At 36.3% G+C, this 16,858-nt stretch carries 18 protein-coding genes; 10 read left to right on the top strand and 8 right to left on the bottom strand.

Annotated elements, in window-relative coordinates; genetic code table 11:
* Positions 1-97 precede the first annotated feature (97 nt).
* The 7 genes from BBROOKSOX_RS04915 to BBROOKSOX_RS04885 all read right to left on the bottom strand — a co-directional run bounded on the left by BBROOKSOX_RS04915 (position 98) and on the right by BBROOKSOX_RS04885 (position 9,229).
* A complete protein-coding gene (locus tag BBROOKSOX_RS04915; RefSeq protein WP_139660135.1) occupies positions 98-1,054 on the bottom strand; it encodes a Fic family protein in 957 nt (318 codons plus the stop codon).
* 13 nt (positions 1,055-1,067) lie between these two features.
* Positions 1,068-1,835, bottom strand: a complete 768-nt coding sequence (locus BBROOKSOX_RS04910) for a DNA-methyltransferase (protein ID WP_139660134.1) — start codon at positions 1,833-1,835, stop codon at positions 1,068-1,070.
* A 344-nt stretch (positions 1,836-2,179) separates the two neighbouring features.
* The gene (locus tag BBROOKSOX_RS04905) at positions 2,180-3,046 is read right to left on the bottom strand and encodes a Fic family protein (protein WP_139660133.1); all 867 of its coding nucleotides are present in this window, start codon (positions 3,044-3,046) and stop codon (positions 2,180-2,182) included.
* 271 nt (positions 3,047-3,317) lie between these two features.
* Complete coding sequence (locus BBROOKSOX_RS04900; RefSeq protein WP_139660132.1) at positions 3,318-4,457, bottom strand: restriction endonuclease PLD domain-containing protein; 1,140 nt, start codon at positions 4,455-4,457, stop codon at positions 3,318-3,320.
* A 4-nt stretch (positions 4,458-4,461) separates the two neighbouring features.
* On the bottom strand, positions 4,462-6,180 hold the full coding sequence (gene radC / locus BBROOKSOX_RS04895; RefSeq protein WP_139660131.1) for a RadC family protein: 1,719 nt from the start codon (positions 6,178-6,180) through the stop codon (positions 4,462-4,464).
* 114 nt (positions 6,181-6,294) lie between these two features.
* Positions 6,295-7,698 carry a dihydrolipoyl dehydrogenase gene (gene lpdA, locus BBROOKSOX_RS04890; RefSeq protein ID WP_139660130.1) on the bottom strand — a complete coding sequence of 468 codons (1,404 nt, stop codon included), beginning with the start codon at positions 7,696-7,698 and terminating at the stop codon, positions 6,295-6,297.
* On the bottom strand, positions 7,691-9,229 hold the full coding sequence (locus BBROOKSOX_RS04885; protein WP_139660129.1) for a dihydrolipoyllysine-residue acetyltransferase: 1,539 nt from the start codon (positions 9,227-9,229) through the stop codon (positions 7,691-7,693). Before BBROOKSOX_RS04885 ends, lpdA begins: the two co-directional genes overlap by 8 nt.
* A gap of 71 nt (positions 9,230-9,300) precedes the next feature.
* Here BBROOKSOX_RS04885 and BBROOKSOX_RS04880 point away from each other — a divergent pair, with 71 nt between their 5' ends.
* Both BBROOKSOX_RS04880 and BBROOKSOX_RS04875 read left to right on the top strand, forming a co-directional pair.
* On the top strand, positions 9,301-10,218 hold the full coding sequence (locus BBROOKSOX_RS04880) for an ABC transporter ATP-binding protein (RefSeq protein ID WP_139660128.1): 918 nt from the start codon (positions 9,301-9,303) through the stop codon (positions 10,216-10,218).
* Positions 10,219-10,221: 3 nt separating this feature from the next.
* A complete protein-coding gene (locus BBROOKSOX_RS04875; RefSeq protein WP_139660127.1) occupies positions 10,222-10,980 on the top strand; it encodes an ABC transporter permease in 759 nt (252 codons plus the stop codon).
* Here the strand turns inward: BBROOKSOX_RS04875 and plsY are convergent.
* Positions 10,970-11,554 (bottom strand): glycerol-3-phosphate 1-O-acyltransferase PlsY, encoded by a 585-nt coding sequence (plsY, locus tag BBROOKSOX_RS04870; RefSeq protein ID WP_139660126.1) that lies wholly within the window; start codon positions 11,552-11,554, stop codon positions 10,970-10,972. The genes BBROOKSOX_RS04875 and plsY overlap by 11 nt on opposite strands.
* Before the next feature lie 42 nt (positions 11,555-11,596).
* Here plsY and folB point away from each other — a divergent pair, with 42 nt between their 5' ends.
* The 8 genes from folB (at position 11,597) to BBROOKSOX_RS04830 (ending at position 16,732) form a co-directional block, all read left to right on the top strand.
* A complete protein-coding gene (folB, locus tag BBROOKSOX_RS04865) occupies positions 11,597-11,959 on the top strand; it encodes a dihydroneopterin aldolase (RefSeq protein WP_139660125.1) in 363 nt (120 codons plus the stop codon).
* An 8-nt stretch (positions 11,960-11,967) separates the two neighbouring features.
* Positions 11,968-12,462, top strand: a complete 495-nt coding sequence (folK, locus tag BBROOKSOX_RS04860; RefSeq protein ID WP_139660124.1) for a 2-amino-4-hydroxy-6-hydroxymethyldihydropteridine diphosphokinase — start codon at positions 11,968-11,970, stop codon at positions 12,460-12,462.
* Positions 12,459-13,070, top strand: a complete 612-nt coding sequence (locus BBROOKSOX_RS04855; protein WP_139660123.1) for a thiol:disulfide interchange protein DsbA/DsbL — start codon at positions 12,459-12,461, stop codon at positions 13,068-13,070. The genes folK and BBROOKSOX_RS04855 overlap by 4 nt, the downstream gene beginning before the upstream one ends.
* Complete coding sequence (thiD, locus tag BBROOKSOX_RS04850; protein ID WP_139660122.1) at positions 13,063-13,848, top strand: bifunctional hydroxymethylpyrimidine kinase/phosphomethylpyrimidine kinase; 786 nt, start codon at positions 13,063-13,065, stop codon at positions 13,846-13,848. Before BBROOKSOX_RS04855 ends, thiD begins: the two co-directional genes overlap by 8 nt.
* 282 nt (positions 13,849-14,130) lie before the next feature.
* Positions 14,131-14,298, top strand: coding sequence for a hypothetical protein (locus BBROOKSOX_RS04845; protein WP_180323854.1), 168 nt, complete (start codon positions 14,131-14,133; stop codon positions 14,296-14,298).
* Complete coding sequence (locus BBROOKSOX_RS04840; RefSeq protein ID WP_139660121.1) at positions 14,288-14,908, top strand: hypothetical protein; 621 nt, start codon at positions 14,288-14,290, stop codon at positions 14,906-14,908. The genes BBROOKSOX_RS04845 and BBROOKSOX_RS04840 overlap by 11 nt, the downstream gene beginning before the upstream one ends.
* Positions 14,909-14,924: 16 nt before the next feature.
* Positions 14,925-15,989, top strand: a complete 1,065-nt coding sequence (gene hisC, locus BBROOKSOX_RS04835; RefSeq protein ID WP_139660120.1) for a histidinol-phosphate transaminase — start codon at positions 14,925-14,927, stop codon at positions 15,987-15,989.
* Positions 15,990-15,991: 2 nt separating this feature from the next.
* Positions 15,992-16,732, top strand: a complete 741-nt coding sequence (locus BBROOKSOX_RS04830) for a Nif3-like dinuclear metal center hexameric protein (RefSeq protein WP_139660119.1) — start codon at positions 15,992-15,994, stop codon at positions 16,730-16,732.
* The last annotated feature ends 126 nt before the right edge of the window (positions 16,733-16,858 follow it).

Genomic DNA, 16,858 nt, shown 5'->3' with positions numbered 1-16,858 from the left:
GTCATAGCAAAGCTATGGCTGTGTTTTATAAAATTGTCAAGTTGGTGAAAAATGGCGTTTTGATGATTATTCATATTTATGTAAAGGTCTCTCATAATTAAACCAATCGATATTTTTGTGTCGGGCTGTTGGGTTTGTCTGCTTGCGTCATTTCAATTAAGTTATTAGATATTGCAGGTAACAAATAGCGTTGACGGAAATTTCTAGCATCTTTTAACGATAAGGCAAACATTAATTCTTCTTTGCTCATCTCGCCATTAATGATTGAAATTAATTGCTTTACTTGAGGGGTTACTTGAGGGGTATCCTCATTACAACTATCAAGAATCATCTGTAAGATAAACTCAATAAAGGGCGCCGAATTGGCTTGTTTTGTGCTTTGTTGTAATGCTAAATAATAGTCATCTTGATGTGCATAAATTAGACTCTCAACAGGTAAATAACTAAAAATATCTTGCCACTGACTTAATATTAAAGTTTGCCACAAACGCCCCATTCTGCCATTGCCATCTGCAAATGGATGAATAAATGCAAATTCATAATGAAATATAGAGCTAAGAATGAGTGGATGTTCGTCACTGCACGCCAACCAATCAAATAAATCAAACATCAATCCATTGACGCGCTCAGCAGAGGGTGCCATATGAATCACTTTTTTGCCTTTTATGATACCTACACCAGTGTTTCTATATTGCCCCACATCATCAATCAAACCCTGCATCAAGGTTTGATGCGCAGCTAATAAATCTTGCTGACTTGTTGGGCGCCACTTTGTTAATTTTTCGTAGGCTTTAATTGCATTACGCACCTCTTGTACTTCACGCGGTGGTGCAATGACCGCTTTGCCATCTAATACTGCGGTTATCTGCATTTCAGTTAAAGTATTCCCCTCAATTGCCAACGAACCTTGAATAGTGCGAATGCGATTAATACGGCGTAAATATAGGTTGTTTTCCTGAGTTTTTAATACCGATAACTGCCCTAATTTTTCACTGATTTTAGCAACCAGTGATACAATGATAGGAGTGATTACATAAGGGGGCTTATAACTCATTTCAGGCTTTTATTTACCGCAATCTAGTTGTCGAAATTTTAATATAATTTTTATCTTTCTCTATACCAATCCACTGCCTCTCATATTTTTTAGCAATATAAGCAGTTGTACCACTGCCTGAAAATGGGTCAAGCACAATATCACCTTTGTTAGAACTTGCCAATATAATTCTTTTTAACATCTCTTCAGGTTTTTGAGTTGGATGCAGTGCTTTTCCATCACTGCCTCTTATGCGTTCTTTGCCTTGAACTAATGGCATCTGCCAAAAGTCTCGCATTTGTTTCAAGTCCCCATTTTTTTGCTTTTCGGGATTAATTTCTTTCAAAGTTTCATAGTTAAAAGCCCAACCACTGTCTTTAACTGCCCAAATAACAAACTCGGTAGAATGTGTAAAAATGCGTTTGGTCATATTCGGCATAGCATTAGTTTTATACCAAGTAATAATGTTATTAATCTTATATCCCAATTGCTTTAAAACCATCATAGATTCACCAATATTATGATAACTACAAGCAATATAAATTGACCCTTTATCCTTCAAAACTTTGTCACAAGCCCCAATCCATTGGCGGGTAAATTTTAAAAATTCTGGTGCAGTCATTTTATCCCACGCCTCATCAACCATATACCAATCACCGCCCGTCTTATTGCCTTTCCACTTTAAGCCATTTCCTGATAAATTATAAGGAGGATCAGCAAAAATCAAATCAATGGATTTTTCATCAATTTTTGAATTAAGTATTTTTATACAATCGTCGTTGTAAATAATATTAGTTTTCATTCTTGTTAGAGACCTTTGCATAAATAGGAACAATCATCAGAAACCCACTTTTCACCCACTTGGCGATTTTTTAAACCCAGCCTTAGCCCTGCTAGGACAAGGTTTAAAGAAATCACCAATTGGGCAAAAATTGGATTTTGCTAATCATTCCTATTTACGCAAAGGTCTCTTTTAATTGAAACTGGGTCGCAAAGTATTTTTATACCAAATCAAGCCATCATTTTCATCATCAAGGTAACTGTTTTCAATCTTTAATTCTGAATCTTCTCTAGTATATCCTTTGTCAATCAATACAAAAGCGTTATTTTTATTGATGTTTTTATCATTGTTTCTCGAATATTATTTTAAATTCCGATTTTCCACACGCTTTTTTCTAAAAAAGCTTCAATGGTTTGCCGATTGGCTTTATTCAGTAAATTAGAATAAGATATTTTTTCTGCTTTGGCATAATCAGCGAGTTTAATAATTTTTTTGCCTGCCAAATAAGCCAAGCGTTTGTGAAAGGAATTTAATAAAGCCTTATATACAATCTCCTCCATTTTTTTGACTTTACCAGTCAAATCATACTCAGAAAATGCATCATAATATTGTGCTCGATTGATAAACTTAATATTAATCGACACATAGCCTGCTCGTATTAATAAGTAGTTATTAATAACTCTACCAATTCTACCATTGCCATCAACAAACGGATGCGTGTGTTCAAATGCTAAATGTAGGGTGGAAATACGAGTAACAATATTTTGGGTGTCTGTCGTGTGATACTCAATCAGCATATCTTTCATACGCTCATCAATCTCACTTGGCATTGGCGCAATATGACTACCAACGCGCACCAATTCACCGTCTTGTCTAAATCTGCCAGCAATGGTATCATCAATATTACTAATTAGCATTTGGTGTAATAATAAAATGACTGATTCGTTTAATACATTTTTATCTGTATTTTTATTGATATAACGCATTACTCGCTCTAAATTTTTTGCTTCAAATATCTCTCTCGGAGAAACATAACGGTCTAATTCTATTTCAAGTAAGATTTTTTCAGTCTCTTCTAAACTTAAAGTTGAATTCTCAATCGCATTTGAGTTATAAATATGTTCTGATATTTCCGCACTATCAATCAAATCAACTGTCGAGCGTCTGCCATCAATCGCTCGATGATAACGCTTTTTTAGATCTATGATTTTTTCTTGCTGACTTTGGTTCATAGTTCACGATTTTTTATAATAATATCGTGAATTTAACCATATTTTTAGTAGTTGTTCACGGTTTTTTTAATAAATTATGATAAATACGGTATATTAAACTTATAAATAAGGCATTAGGTAGCGTTTGTTTTGCTGGCTTGAGTGTCACTTTGTCAATTTTTCATCTAATACTGACAATTGCCCAATTTTTCACTGATTTTAGCAACCAATGATATAATGATGGGGTTCTACATAAGGGGTTTATAACTCATTTTTAAGTAATAGCGCTGTTTTAATTGTCTAAATATAACTCTTTAAAGTTTTCATAACTGCCAATTTTGGAAAAATTTATTTCAAATTCTAAATTAGAAGTTTTATCAATTCTGACAGAATCGACGCCTAATAATGCTAGTTTTTCATAAGTCAAAAGCTCCCCCTCTCGCAACTCAAGAATATCCCTTAATATCCATTCTCCTAACTCTTTATTAGAATAAGACATCAAAGCTTTTTCACCATCTTGGCAAACTTTGCTTTGCATTTGTTTCCCGTTCGGAAGTTTTAATGAAAAGGACTGTTGCCTGCCTGGAAAAAAATTAGGAAACTTATCATGAATCAGTTTAGGGATTGGTATATAAACTTCACTTTCATTTCTCTTTCTACCTCTTGCATTCCATTGATTAAGACCACTCCTTTCAAATACCTTCATGCCTTTACCATACAAAGGCAAATAAATAGTTTGCTCAATCTGAGCGTCAGTTAAAAATATTGATTCTCTTTCATTTTTAGTAAAGCATTCTTGCAAAGTTAATAAAGGGTCTTTTAAGACATCAACATCAAATTCATCAAGAACTAAATCAAAATTAGTGCTATCAAACCTTTTTAATAAAGTGCTTTTTGAGAGTGAAAAAGAGTAATCATTGATATTATCATTAAATGTAATTGTATTTTTCTTTCGTTTAACATTTTGAATATTATCAATATCTATTTTATCCATATTGCTTTCAAATATTTTAAATTTTCCTTCTTCCCGTAGAACGCAATGGTAAATAGAACTCTGTATTTGGTGGATGTGTTCGGTAAAATGAATCCTAGTATTTCTTAATTCTGCAATTTTTCTAATAAGTTTTGTGTTGCCTAAATTTACATACGAATTTCTATCGCCATTAAACTCTGCAACTTTTTGAAAGGTTTTATTATTATTTGCTAAGAATGTTTTTAAACCTATACCAATATTATCTTTTTTAGCATCTGCCGATACATCTCCCCTAGATAAGTCATCTGCTTTGAATGCTCTACAGAATAATTTTTCAGCAATCCTATAATAAAGATACGGTGTTTTTGAATCTGAATATAAATTTGATAAAGAGCCAACTATTCTTAAAAAATGTTGATATTGCTGTTGTTGATCTTGTGGTTGATTTTTTAAAAACATTTGGTTAGATTTCCAAGGCTAAAATTATATTATTTGCAACTCTTTCCACTAAAGGAATGCAGATAGAGTTACCAAATTGTTTATATAAATTAGAATCTGTTATATTCGGCAAAATGTATTTTTTTGGATAACCCTGAAAATTTGCACATTCTTTGGGTGTTAGTTTCCTAATTCCCTGATTATCTAAAATAATTGGAACATTGTGTCCGCCCATTCCCATATTTGCTGTTAATGTTGGGCAAACATTGCTTTTATTTTCTCGCACATATTTTCTACGCCACTGATAAATAGTATCTTTTTTTATCACATCATTTTTTAACTTTTTATATAAGGGTTTATTATTGTAGTAATATTTTTCATCAACTATTTTATCTAGGCAACTATGGATAGTTTTTTTAAGCTTTATTTTGCTTGGAAAAGAAAAATTATTAAATGCTTTCTGCTCCAGAAAACCAACAATAAAAATTCGTTCTCTATTCTGAGGCGTATTGCCATATTCCATGGCGTTTAAGACATTGTCAGTAATTTTGTAACCTAGTTTTTGCAATTCATCATAAATAACTTTAATTGTATTGCCTTTGTCATGAGTTTTTAAATTTTTTACATTTTCCAAAATAAATGCTTTTGGTTTTTTTTCTTTTAAAATTCTAACGATATCAAAAAATAAATTACCCCTACCGTCTTTGTCTTTAAAACCTTGTCTATATCCAGCGATAGAAAATGGCTGACAAGGAAAACCCGCAAATAAAAAGTCAAAATCAGGAATATCTTTTTCATTTACTTTGGTAATATCCCCTGCAAAATTACCTGAATAAAACAAGTCTTTATTATGTTTTAAAAAATTTTCTTGATAAGTTTTACGAGCATTTTCATCAAATTCTGAGGCAAAAACGCATTTTCCTCCTAAATTTGAAGCGGCTAAATGAAAGCCACCGATACCTGCGAATAAATCAATAAAGGTAAATTTTGGCTCATTTTTATAAATAGACTGCTCTGTCTCAAACTGATCAAATATCCCCATTTGAAAGCCATCTGCTACATAGTCAAGGCTTTTGTCATGTTTTAGTGCTTGGTAAAAACTATTGTGTCCGTTTTTGGCTATGATGACAAAATCCAATAATGCGACACCCATTATTTGTCCTGCTTTGCCGATATTTTTGGCAACTTGTTTATCTTGTTTACTAGGGGTTGGGTCGCCACTAGGGTGGTTATGAATAAGAATTATATTGGCGGCTTTATTTTCTAAAGCACTGGAAAAAATCTCTCTTGGGTGGATTAAACTTTTGTCTAACAAGCCAATACTCAAGGTTTCTTTTTTAATTAGTGCATTGCGACTGTCAAGGTGTAGGCAAATTAAATGTTCTTTTTTCTTGTCTCTAATATCAAAAGCAAGTGTCAACACATTTTGTACATTGTTGATGATTAAATCAGTGTTGTTTTGTTCTTGGTAAAAACGCTTTATTAAGGCAACTGCACTATAAACTTGCAAGGCTTTAGCTTGTCCAATGCCTTTAACTGTTAATAAATCATCAATAGTGATATTGAGAAAATCCTTATTAAATTTGGTAATAATAGTTTTGGCTAAGGTTTGAACATTGATACCTTTAATGCCGCTACCAAGTAAGATGGCTAGAAGGTCTGTCTTAGATAGGGCGTTAGAACCTTTTTTGAGTAATTTTTCTCGTGGTCGGTCAACTTTAGGGAGGTCTTTAATTTTTGCCATAAGTAAGTTTAGTGTTTTTAAATGGCAATAAGTCTGTAATTAAATTTTTTATCATTTTCAACTGATCACAATTTGTGACCAGTTGTAGCACCCTTGTGGTTTTTTCAGCCATTGCTATCTTTTCTTCGGCGGCAGTAAATCCGTAATCGTGCCTTCTGCCATTTCAACAGCAAAAGCAGTGGTCTCAGACAGCGTTGGGTGGGCGTGGATGGTGAGGGCGATGTCACTCATATCACAGCCCATTTCAATGGCGAGGGTGGGCTCGGCGATGAGCTCACCGGCATTGGTGCCGCAGATGCCCATGCCTAAAAGTCGATGTGTATGTTTGTCAAATAAGGCTTTTGATACGCCTTCGCTTCTACCGATACTTAGGCTTCTGCCTGAGGCTGCCCAAGGGAATTTACCTACTTCGTATTCTATGCCTTCGGCTTTGAGGTCTTTTTCCGTTTTGCCAGTCCAAGCGACTTCTGGGTCGGTGTAGGCAACGGATGGGATGGCGAGTGCATCAAAACCTGATTTGTGTCCGCAGATAACTTCAGCAGCAACTTTGGCTTCATGCACGCCTTTGTGGGCTAACATCGGTTGACCGACAATATCACCAATGGCATAGATATTTGTAACATTGGTTTTCATTTGCTTGTCAACCTTGATAAATCCCCAATCATCAACATTCACACCGGCTTTTTCACAATCAATAAGTTTGCCATTAGGCGTGCGCCCGATAGAGACTAAGACTTTATCAAAGCTATCAAACTCTGGTGCACCTTTGCCTTTAAAGCCGACTTGAATACCCTCTTCTTGTGCGTCCATACTGGTAACTTCGGTGCTTAAGAAAATATTGGCATATTGTTTTTTAATGCGTTTGAATAGTGGGTTAACAATGTCTTTGTCTGCTGCTGCGATGAGTTGGTCTGAGCGTTCAACCACGGTAATTTCACTGCCCAAAGCCTCATACACGGTTGCCATTTCTAAACCGATAATACCACCACCAACAATGAGCAAGCGTTTTGGTACATGCTCTAAATCCAGCGCATCGGTTGAGTCCATGACGCGTGGGTCATCAAATGGGAAGGCGGGGATTTTGGTAACACGCGAGCCTGCAGCGATGATAGCCTGTTCAAATTCAATAACCTCATCAGTAGCGTCAATTTTGATTTGTGTATTGGAGACAAACCTACCATAGCCAGTAATGATCTGTACACCTCTTGCTTTTGCTAGGGCTTTGATGCCGCTCGTTAACTTGCTAACTATATCATCTTTATTTTTGCGTACAGCGTCAATATCAATCTTTGGCTCGTTAAAAGTAACGCCAAGATGTTGTGCCTCGGCAGCTTCATTGATAATTTCTGCCGTATGTAATAGCGCCTTTGAAGGGATACAACCTACATTTAGGCACACACCACCTAAGCTTTCATAGCGCTCGATAAGTGTTACTTTTTTGCCTAAATCAGCAGCACGAAAAGCAGCGGTATAGCCACCAGGGCCAGAACCAATAACAACAACTTGGGTTTTAATCATAATTTGCCTCGTTTAAGATATGGTTAAGTTCTGCCATAAAGCGACCACCTTGTGCGCCGTCGATAACGCGATGGTCATAAGATAAGGCGAGTGGTAGCGTTAATTCTGGGATGAATGCTTCGCCATTCCAAACAGGTTTATTAACCGAACGAGACACGCCTAAAATAGCAACTTCTGGTGCGTTTACAATGGGTGTAAATTGCGTGCCACCAATGCCACCAAGACTGGAGATAGTAAACCCTGCACCCTGCATATCTTTAGGGCTGAGTTTTCCCTCACGCGCTTTGGCTGAAGTCTGTGCCAATTCTGTGGCAAGTTCTATTAAGGATTTTTGTTCAACATCTTTGATGACAGGTACCACCAAGCCATTTGGTGTATCCATAGCGATGCCTAGATTAAAGTATTTTTTGATGATTAAATTTTCACCCGATTCATCCAATGAGGCATTAAAACGAGGATAAGATTGAAGCGCTTGAATCACTGCTTTCATAATAAATACCAATGGCGTTAGTTTGATACCTTGGGCTTTTTGCGCTTGTCGGTAGGACTCCATTTTGTTAATATTGACTTCGTCAAACTGTGTCACATGTGGAATATTGAGCCAGCAGGCAGTTAGGTGTTTGCCTGAGAGTTTGTTAATTCTGGATAATGCTAATGTTTGTGTTTCACCAAATTTAGAAAAATCAATGTTTGGCGTTTTAGGTAGTGCACTACCCATGCCACCTGATGTCATCATTTGCTTCACATAGCCTTTAAGGTCGGTATCTAGTACTCTGCCTTTTTGCCCTGTGCCAGTGACATTGGATAAATCAACGCCTAACTCTCGTGCCAATTTGCGAATAGAAGGGGAGGCATGAGAGGTGCCCCTAGGTGTTGTTGATATTGATGGGTCTAGGGTTTGTGGCGCTGGTGTGAGTGTCGTGGTTGTTTTTGGTGTGGGCGTGAATATTGGTGCAGAAACTGCTGTGGTTGGCGTTTCTTTTTTGGGTGTCTTAACAGCAGTGTTTTCAATATTAAGAATTAAATCACCCAGTTTAATTTTGTCGCCTAATGTGACATTAATATCAATCACTTTTCCTGCAACTGGCGTTGGGATTTCCATAGAGGCTTTGTCGCTTTCTAAAGTGATTATGCTGTCTTCTGCTGATAACTCATCACCTGCATTAACCAAAACTTCAATCACTTCAACTTCATCAAAGTCACCAATATCTGGCACCATCACAGGTATGATTTTTGGTTCAGTATTGATGACTTCTGCGATTGATTCTTCACTTGTAGCAACGCTGTCTTCTTCAGTTTGAAGGGCTAAAAGCACATCACCTTGTTTGATTTTATCGCCTAGGGCGATGTTTATTTCAGTAACTACACCCGCCCAAGGTGCTGGGATTTCCATAGAGGCTTTGTCGCTTTCAAGCGTTATTATGCTGTCATCTGCTTTGATTGTATCGCCAACAGATACTAAAATTTCAATAACTTCAACCTCATCAAAGTCACCAATATCAGGTAATTGTATATTTTTAATTTCAGACATAAGTAAATGTGCAATTTTTAAAGTGTGTAATTATCGCATAAATCATCAAAACTAACGGATAATGTTTACCTATGTCAGCTGCACTTTCAATTAAATCGCTTACCAAAATTTATGCCAATAATTTTTATGCCTTAAAGGCTATTGATTTATCGGTAGAAGAGGGGGATTTTTTTGCGCTTTTGGGTAGTAATGGTGCGGGTAAAACTACAGCTATTGGTATTATTTGTGGCTTGTTAAATAAAACTCAGGGCGATATTCAAATATTGGGGCTTAATCAAAATACCCATACCAATGATATTAAGCGTTTGATTGGCTTGATGCCACAAGAATTTAATTTTAATCCATTTGAACCCATTGAAGAAATACTGATCAATCAAGCAGGTTACTATGGTATTTCTCGTGCAGACGCTAAAGTTCAAACAGAAATTCTACTCAAAAAAATGCAACTTTGGGATAAACGCGCAGATATAGCTAAATCTTTATCAGGTGGTATGAAGCGTCGCTTGATGTTAGCAAGGGCGCTTGTTCACCAACCAAAGATATTGATTTTAGATGAGCCGACTGCAGGCGTTGATGTTGAGATTCGTCGCTCTATGTGGTCGTATTTAAAAGAGCTTAATCGTTCGGGTGTGACTATTATTTTAACGACACATTATTTAGAAGAGGCGGAGTCCTTGTGTCGCAATATTGCCATTCTTAATGAAGGTAAGGTGGTTGAGCAAACCAGTATGAAGAAATTGTTAGCCAAGGTATCGCATCAAGTTTTGATTTTAGAAAGTTTAAGTGTGTTGCCAGAGCGTATTAAGCAAACGCAATTTAGTTGTGAAAGATTGGATGATTACACTTTGCAAGTAACATTAGAATCTAACACAAGTATTACCGATGTTTTGCAAAGTTTGTCTAAGCAAGGTATTAGTGTTGATCATATCCGTAGTACGCAGAATCGTTTGGAAATACTGTTTTTACATTTAACAAACACGGCGGTATAAGGTATGTGGATTGCTTATAAAACCATTGTTATTAAAGAGATTTTGCGATTTTCCCGCATCTGGGTGCAAACGATTTTTCCGCCGATTATTACAACATTACTTTATTTGTTGATTTTTGGTGGTTTGATGGGGCAGCGCATTGGCTTGATGCAGGGTGTGGATTATTTGCATTTTATTATTCCAGGCGTTATTTTGATGACGGTTATTCAGAACTCATATGCAAATACGGTAGCCTCGTTTTTTTTGGCGAAATTTAACCACAGTATTGAAGAAATATTGGTCTCGCCAGTGCCCTATTGGGTCATTTTACTGGGCTATGTTTCTGGTGGTGTTGCGCGTGGTTTTGTGGTTGGTATGGGGGTGTTTTTTACAGTTTCGTTCTTTGTTGATTTTGAGATTTATTCAATTCCAATTACTTTAGTGACTTTTTTATTAACAGCTATTTTGTTCTCTTTGGCGGGTTTTATTAATGCGGTATTTGCGCAATCATTTGACGACATATCCATTGTTCCAACCTTTATTTTGATGCCGATGATTTATCTTGGCGGGATGTTTTATAGCGTTGAAATTCTGCCAGAATTTTGGCAGAGTGTCAGTCAGTTTAATCCCATTTATTATATGGTTGATAGTTTTAGGTTGGGGCTTTTAGGTGTGAGTACTGTTGATTTTACAATATCACTTTCAATGTTACTGGCCATGATCATCATACTGGTTACGATGTCGCTTGCTTTACTCAAGAAAGGTGTAAATATCAGGACTTAATCTTGCCTTCATCACCGGATAGCATACGGGTAATATTGCTTCTGTGGGTATAAAATATCCAAACACATATTAAGATAACAACATAAGTAGCATTAAGGTCTTTGGCACTTGAAAAGTAAAAAATTACAGGGGTTAGTAGAGTAGCGATTAATGCAGATAGCGAAGAAATTTTTAGCACTTTGGCAACAAAAACCCAAATCAGCGCAAAACTTAATCCCACTAAATAGTTTAAGGCAAATAAGCCCCCTAAGAAGGTTGCTACGCCTTTGCCACCTTTAAAGCCAAAGAAAATAGGGTAAACATGACCTAAGAAGGATGCGAATACAATCAGCGTCATTGCTAATAAATCAGCACCTAAATATCGTGCTATCAATATAGGAATAACGCCCTTAAGCCCATCACCGATAAGTGTGATGGCGGCAGCTTTTTTGCCACCAATACGCAAAACATTAGTAGCACCTGGATTGTTGGAGCCTTGGGTGCGTGGATCGGGTAAATCAAAAGCCTTACAAACTAAAATAGCACTAGAAAGTGAGCCGATTAGATAGCCAGCGATAATCAAAATAGGTAACATAGTACACTTATTGTAAAAAATATTAGGACTCTAAATGATACTATGGATATTGTCTTTATTCAAGGATTAAAAATTGATTGCGTAATCGGAATTTACGATTGGGAGCGAGAGATCCGTCAAGATATCACCTTAGATATTGAGATGTCTACCGATATTAAAGCCGCCAGTGAGACCGACCATATTGACCAGACACTTGATTATAAGGCAGTGTCTAAACGACTGATTGAGTTTGTTCAAGGTAGTGAATTTCAATTGGTAGAAACTTTGGCAGAGAAAATCATGCAAATTATCATCGAAGAGTTTGATGTGGAAAAAGCAAAACTCACACTTAACAAAGGCGAAGCAGTAACTGGCGCACAAGGCGTGGGCGTGATTATTGAGCGTAGTCGTGCTAATTATTCATAATCATACACATGCCTCATATTCACATTAATATTGGCTCAAATCAGAACCGCAGGAAAAATATTTTTCAAGCACTAGAAGCTCTACGACTCAATTTTTTTGATGTCATGTGTTCCGATATTTTTGAAAGTAATGCGATAGGGTTTGAAGGCGCTGATTTTTATAATATGGGGGTAAATGCGACAACAGATTTAAGCGTTGTTGATGTGCTTAGCGTGCTACATACAATTGAGAATAACCAAGGTAGGGACAGATCTCAACCAAAATTTTCTTCTAGGGAAATTGACCTAGATTTGGTGTTGTATGATGAGGTGATTGATAAGGCAAACAATTTACCCAGAGATGATATTTTGCAATACAATTTTGTGCTAGCACCATTGGCGCAACTTAATCCAGAGAGTGTGCATCCACTTGAAAAGAAAACTTATCAGCAATTACTTGCAACTACAACCCCGTTAAAGTCGTATAATATTCAAATCTTAGAAAATAAAAAGGACAAAGTATGAAAAAAATATTAGTTATCTTATTGTTTGCATTTAACACTTCTGCGTATGCTGATTATGAGGCGGGAATAGATTACATAGTATTAGGCAAACCCGTTAAGACTGTTACGGGTGATAAAGTTGAAGTGCGTGAGTTATTTTCGTATTACTGTCCGCATTGTTATAGTTTAGAACCAACACTTAACGCTTGGCTAAAGAAATTACCAAATAATGCTGAATTTATACGCCAGCCAGCTGTATTTTCAGATAGATGGGTAGGAGGTGCAATTTTCTATTATGTATTAGAGAATCTTGATTTGTTGGATAAGCTTCACGGTCCACTATTTGATGCCATTCATGATAAGAATAATAAGAATAAAAAATTTGATTTTGTCAATTGGGTTACGAGTTTTGGCATTGACAAAGATAAAGTTACCAAGGCGTTTAATTCATTTGGCGTTAAGGTCAACATTAATAAATCTATGTTAAATACGCCTAAATATAAACTTGAAGGTGTGCCTGCGATAGTAGTCAATGGTAAATATTGGACCGATGCCACCCATGCTGGCTCACACTATGAAATGTTAAAAGTAGTAGATTTCTTAATCAAAAAAGCAAGCAAGGTTGAATGACGCCGTTTTAGTTTTATCTGGGCTTGACCCTTGTGGTGGCGCTGGCATCAGTGCTGATATTGAAACCATTAATCAGTTTGGATTAACACCATTGCCGATTGTAACGACAATGACAGTGCAAAATACTCAATCAGTTACAGAAGTTCAAGTTGTGGATGTTGAGTTGATTACTAAACAATTCCATCATCTACAAGCAGATATTGATTTTAAGGTGGTTAAAATTGGCCTGCTTTGTGCTAGCGAACAAATTAGAGTAATTGCCGATTTAGTACAAGATAAAACCATTGTGCTTGACCCCATTATCAAAGCCAGTAGTGAAGAAACTTTATTGCAAACGCAAGCAATAGACACATTGAAACAAGACTTATTGCCTTTGGTAAAAATTATCACCCCAAATATGGCGGAATTACACGCCTTATCTGGCGAAAAAGACGAGCAAAAAGCCATAGAAAAACTAGCGTGTGAGTGGGTGCTACTCACCACCACTGATGTGTCGGAGGTTAGTATTGAGCATCGCTTGTATCACCAAGCTAAGTTAGTGAAAAGTTATACTTACGATAAATTATCAGGTAATTATCATGGCTCTGGCTGTACTCTTTCAAGTGCAATCAGTGCTTTAATCGCCTCAGGTGTCGATATTGAAATTGCTTGCAAGAAGGCATTAGATTACACTTATCAAACTTTGTTAAATGCTAAGAATATCGGTAAAATGCAGTTACATCCTAATCGTATACTTGTGAAAAATATTAACGATAAGGTGAGGGTGGGGTGGGTGTAATACATCATTTAGAAGTATTTTAAAATTATAAAAACTTATTTTAAAAGAGACCTTTGCATAAATAGGGATGATTAGCAAAATCCAATTTTTGCCCAATTGGTGATTTCTTTAAACCTTGTCCTAGCAGAGCTAAGGCTGGGTTTAAAAAATTGCCAAGTGGGTGAAAAGTGGGTTTCTGATGATTATTCAGATTTATGCAAAGGTCTCTAAAAATATAAAAATTTATGTTAAAATTTTATATTTAAATATACACATAAGTATATTAATTACTTATTATCAGTAATGAAAATAACCTCACTTTTTAACAAAAAATCTGAAAGAAAATTGGTTGCCAAATTGTCAAAAGGTAGCATAAACCTGCAACGCGGTCGCTATCAAACCGCTCAAGACATTACCGAAAAAGTCAAACGCTTGAAGCACTATAATTTTGGCAAAAAATATGCCGGCTAAGGGAGACGAGCTCCAAATATTATTGGATTTATTTGAACAAGCAGAAACCAAAATAAAAAATGCTGAACTAATCACCTCGGAAGGGGTGCTTATCCCCTCTATCAACGAACTTAGGTATGTAGGTCATCATATTGTTCGCTCTTTACTGAGCGATGATGCGAAAGAGATTCAAGCAGAAAGAGTTAGGGCAATTAATCATGTTAAAAGAGCCATTTACGATATAGATGAATCGCTATTGATTTACTATATAGAGAGCGCAGTAAATTTTAAAGAAAAATATAATGACAGCGGTTTTACTACTGAGGTAGTAACAGATTATCCTGAGAAACTGGCAATGCTAGATGAGGCTAATAAAAGCATACAACAATTGCGCGAAGACAATAATAATTATCGAGATAGAGAACAGTTTTACCAAAAATTAAACCCTTATTTGGATAAATTATCTAAGATTGTTGCTATTTTTGAACAATCGGCGCCACTTATTGCCAACAAACAACAAGACAAAGACAATAAACAACAAGACAAAGACAATCAAGACCGGAAAAGCAAGAGACGTTTTATTATTATGGCTTTGATCGGCATTATCGGTATTATTGTTGCACTTAAGTGAGACTCCTATATAAATTATGAATAATTTTATCAACAGTTGGCTTCGCCCTGATATTCAAGCAATCAATGCTTATCATGTGCCTGCGTCTGATAATATGATCAAACTGGATGCGATGGAATCTCCATTTCCTTTGCCTGATGAGTTAATCGGGCAATATTTAGCCTATTTGGCAGATAGTGAGCTAAATCGTTACCCAAACCCAAGTGCGATAGAATTACAGCAAACTTTGCGCGAGTTGATGGGTATACCTAACGAGTTTGGTGTGCTATTAGGCAATGGCTCTGATGAACTGATTCAATTATTGGCCTTAGCGTGCGATACAAGCGATACTATTTTAAGTGTTGAGCCAAGTTTTGTGATGTACGGGATGATTGCAAAATTCACCCGCTTGAATTATCAAGGCGTTGATTTGAATGATGATTTTGAAATTGACTTAAACGCAATGCTACACTCAATTGAAACCCATCAACCAAAATTAATTTTTATTGCTTATCCAAATAACCCAACGGGCAATACATTTGATAGAGCTGTTATTGAGGAAATTATCATTGCAAGTGATGCTTTGGTTGTATTAGACGAGGCTTATTATGCTTATGCTAATGACAGTTTCTTAGACGATATTAAAAAATATCCCAATTTAGTGTTGCTTAGAACAGTCTCAAAAATTGGTTTTGCTGGACTTCGCCTAGGTTTACTGATTGGCGCACAGGACACGGTCGCACAATTAGACAAACTAAGACTGCCTTACAACATCAATATACTGACGCAAGTCAGTGCAAATTTTCTATTACGAGAAAAAGAGGAAATTAACAAAAATGCCCAAATCATCCTCAGCGAGCGCACTAAATTATCTGTCACACTGAGTGCCATTACTGCACTGAAAGTCTATCCATCACAAGCCAATTTTATTTTATTTAAAGCACCAAATGCTAATAAACTGTTTGCAACACTCAAGCAAAAAGGCGTACTGATTAAAAACTTGAGTAGTGCACCCAAACTCACTGATTGCCTGCGTGTTACAGTCGGTAGTGATGAGCAAAATCAGCAATTTATCAGTATTGTGGAGGCGTTTTATCATTAATTATGGTTAATCAAACAACATTGGCAAAGTATTGTCATCAATATTTGCAAGTAGATAAGTTTACCGATTACTGCCCGAATGGCTTACAAATACAAGGCAAATCCGATATTAAGAAAATCATCTCAGGCGTAAGCGCTAATCAAGACTTAATTGATGCAGCGATTGATGAAAAAACCGATGCACTATTTGTCCATCATGGATTTTTTTGGAAGAATGAGGCGGCTGAAATTATTGGTATCAAAAAAAATCGTATTAAAGCCCTATTAGACAACGATATCAACTTATTCGCCTATCACTTGCCACTTGATGCTCATCCAACAGTGGGTAACAATATCCAACTTGCACAGCGTTTTGGTATAAAAAATCTTGAGCCAATTGGCGATACCTTAGTTTGGCAAGGAGAAGTTGATACGACATTATCGCAACTCTCTAATACCATTGAACAAGCACTTAACCGAGCGCCTTTAGTCTTTGGTGGTTATGACAAACCATTAAATCGTATTGCATGGTGCACAGGCGGGGCACAAAGCTATATTGAACACGCCATCAACATTAATGCAGATTGTTTTATCACAGGGGAAGTATCCGAGCAAATCCCAGCGATTGCCAAAGAAAATGACATTGCCTTTATTTCGGCAGGACATCATGCAACAGAGCGCTATGGCATACAAGCTTTATGTCAACATCTCAGTGATAAATTTAATATTAAGCATCAATTTATTGATGTTGATAATCCCGTATAATGAGATCTTTGCATAAATATGAATAATCATCAAAACGCCATTTTTCACCAACTTGACAATTTTATAAAACACAGCCATAGCTTTGCTATGACTATATTTCATAAAATCACCAAGTTGGCAAAACTT

This window comes from bacterium endosymbiont of Bathymodiolus sp. 5 South (genome assembly GCF_900128535.1).
Classification (GTDB): Bacteria; Pseudomonadota; Gammaproteobacteria; order PS1; family Pseudothioglobaceae; genus Thiodubiliella.
Note: the sequence above shows the minus strand (reverse complement) of the source record. Positions and strands in the feature narration are given on the sequence as shown.

Bases quoted from the DNA above. Each gene is read 5' to 3' on its own strand.
- BBROOKSOX_RS04915 (WP_139660135.1), bottom strand. From the start codon at position 1,054: ATGAGTTATAAGCCCCCTTATGTAATCACTCCTATCATTGTATCACTG.
- BBROOKSOX_RS04830 (WP_139660119.1), top strand. From the start codon at position 15,992: ATGGTTAATCAAACAACATTGGCAAAGTATTGTCATCAATATTTGCAA.
- BBROOKSOX_RS04855 (WP_139660123.1), top strand. From the start codon at position 12,459: ATGAAAAAAATATTAGTTATCTTATTGTTTGCATTTAACACTTCTGCG.
- folB (WP_139660125.1), top strand. From the start codon at position 11,597: ATGGATATTGTCTTTATTCAAGGATTAAAAATTGATTGCGTAATCGGA.
- BBROOKSOX_RS04845 (WP_180323854.1), top strand. From the start codon at position 14,131: ATGAAAATAACCTCACTTTTTAACAAAAAATCTGAAAGAAAATTGGTT.
- folK (WP_139660124.1), top strand. From the start codon at position 11,968: ATGCCTCATATTCACATTAATATTGGCTCAAATCAGAACCGCAGGAAA.
- BBROOKSOX_RS04885 (WP_139660129.1), bottom strand. From the start codon at position 9,229: ATGTCTGAAATTAAAAATATACAATTACCTGATATTGGTGACTTTGAT.
- radC (WP_139660131.1), bottom strand. From the start codon at position 6,180: ATGGCAAAAATTAAAGACCTCCCTAAAGTTGACCGACCACGAGAAAAA.
- hisC (WP_139660120.1), top strand. From the start codon at position 14,925: ATGAATAATTTTATCAACAGTTGGCTTCGCCCTGATATTCAAGCAATC.
- lpdA (WP_139660130.1), bottom strand. From the start codon at position 7,698: ATGATTAAAACCCAAGTTGTTGTTATTGGTTCTGGCCCTGGTGGCTAT.
- BBROOKSOX_RS04910 (WP_139660134.1), bottom strand. From the start codon at position 1,835: ATGAAAACTAATATTATTTACAACGACGATTGTATAAAAATACTTAAT.
- BBROOKSOX_RS04840 (WP_139660121.1), top strand. From the start codon at position 14,288: ATGCCGGCTAAGGGAGACGAGCTCCAAATATTATTGGATTTATTTGAA.
- BBROOKSOX_RS04880 (WP_139660128.1), top strand. From the start codon at position 9,301: ATGTCAGCTGCACTTTCAATTAAATCGCTTACCAAAATTTATGCCAAT.
- BBROOKSOX_RS04905 (WP_139660133.1), bottom strand. From the start codon at position 3,046: ATGAACCAAAGTCAGCAAGAAAAAATCATAGATCTAAAAAAGCGTTAT.
- BBROOKSOX_RS04875 (WP_139660127.1), top strand. From the start codon at position 10,222: ATGTGGATTGCTTATAAAACCATTGTTATTAAAGAGATTTTGCGATTT.
- plsY (WP_139660126.1), bottom strand. From the start codon at position 11,554: ATGTTACCTATTTTGATTATCGCTGGCTATCTAATCGGCTCACTTTCT.
- BBROOKSOX_RS04900 (WP_139660132.1), bottom strand. From the start codon at position 4,457: ATGTTTTTAAAAAATCAACCACAAGATCAACAACAGCAATATCAACAT.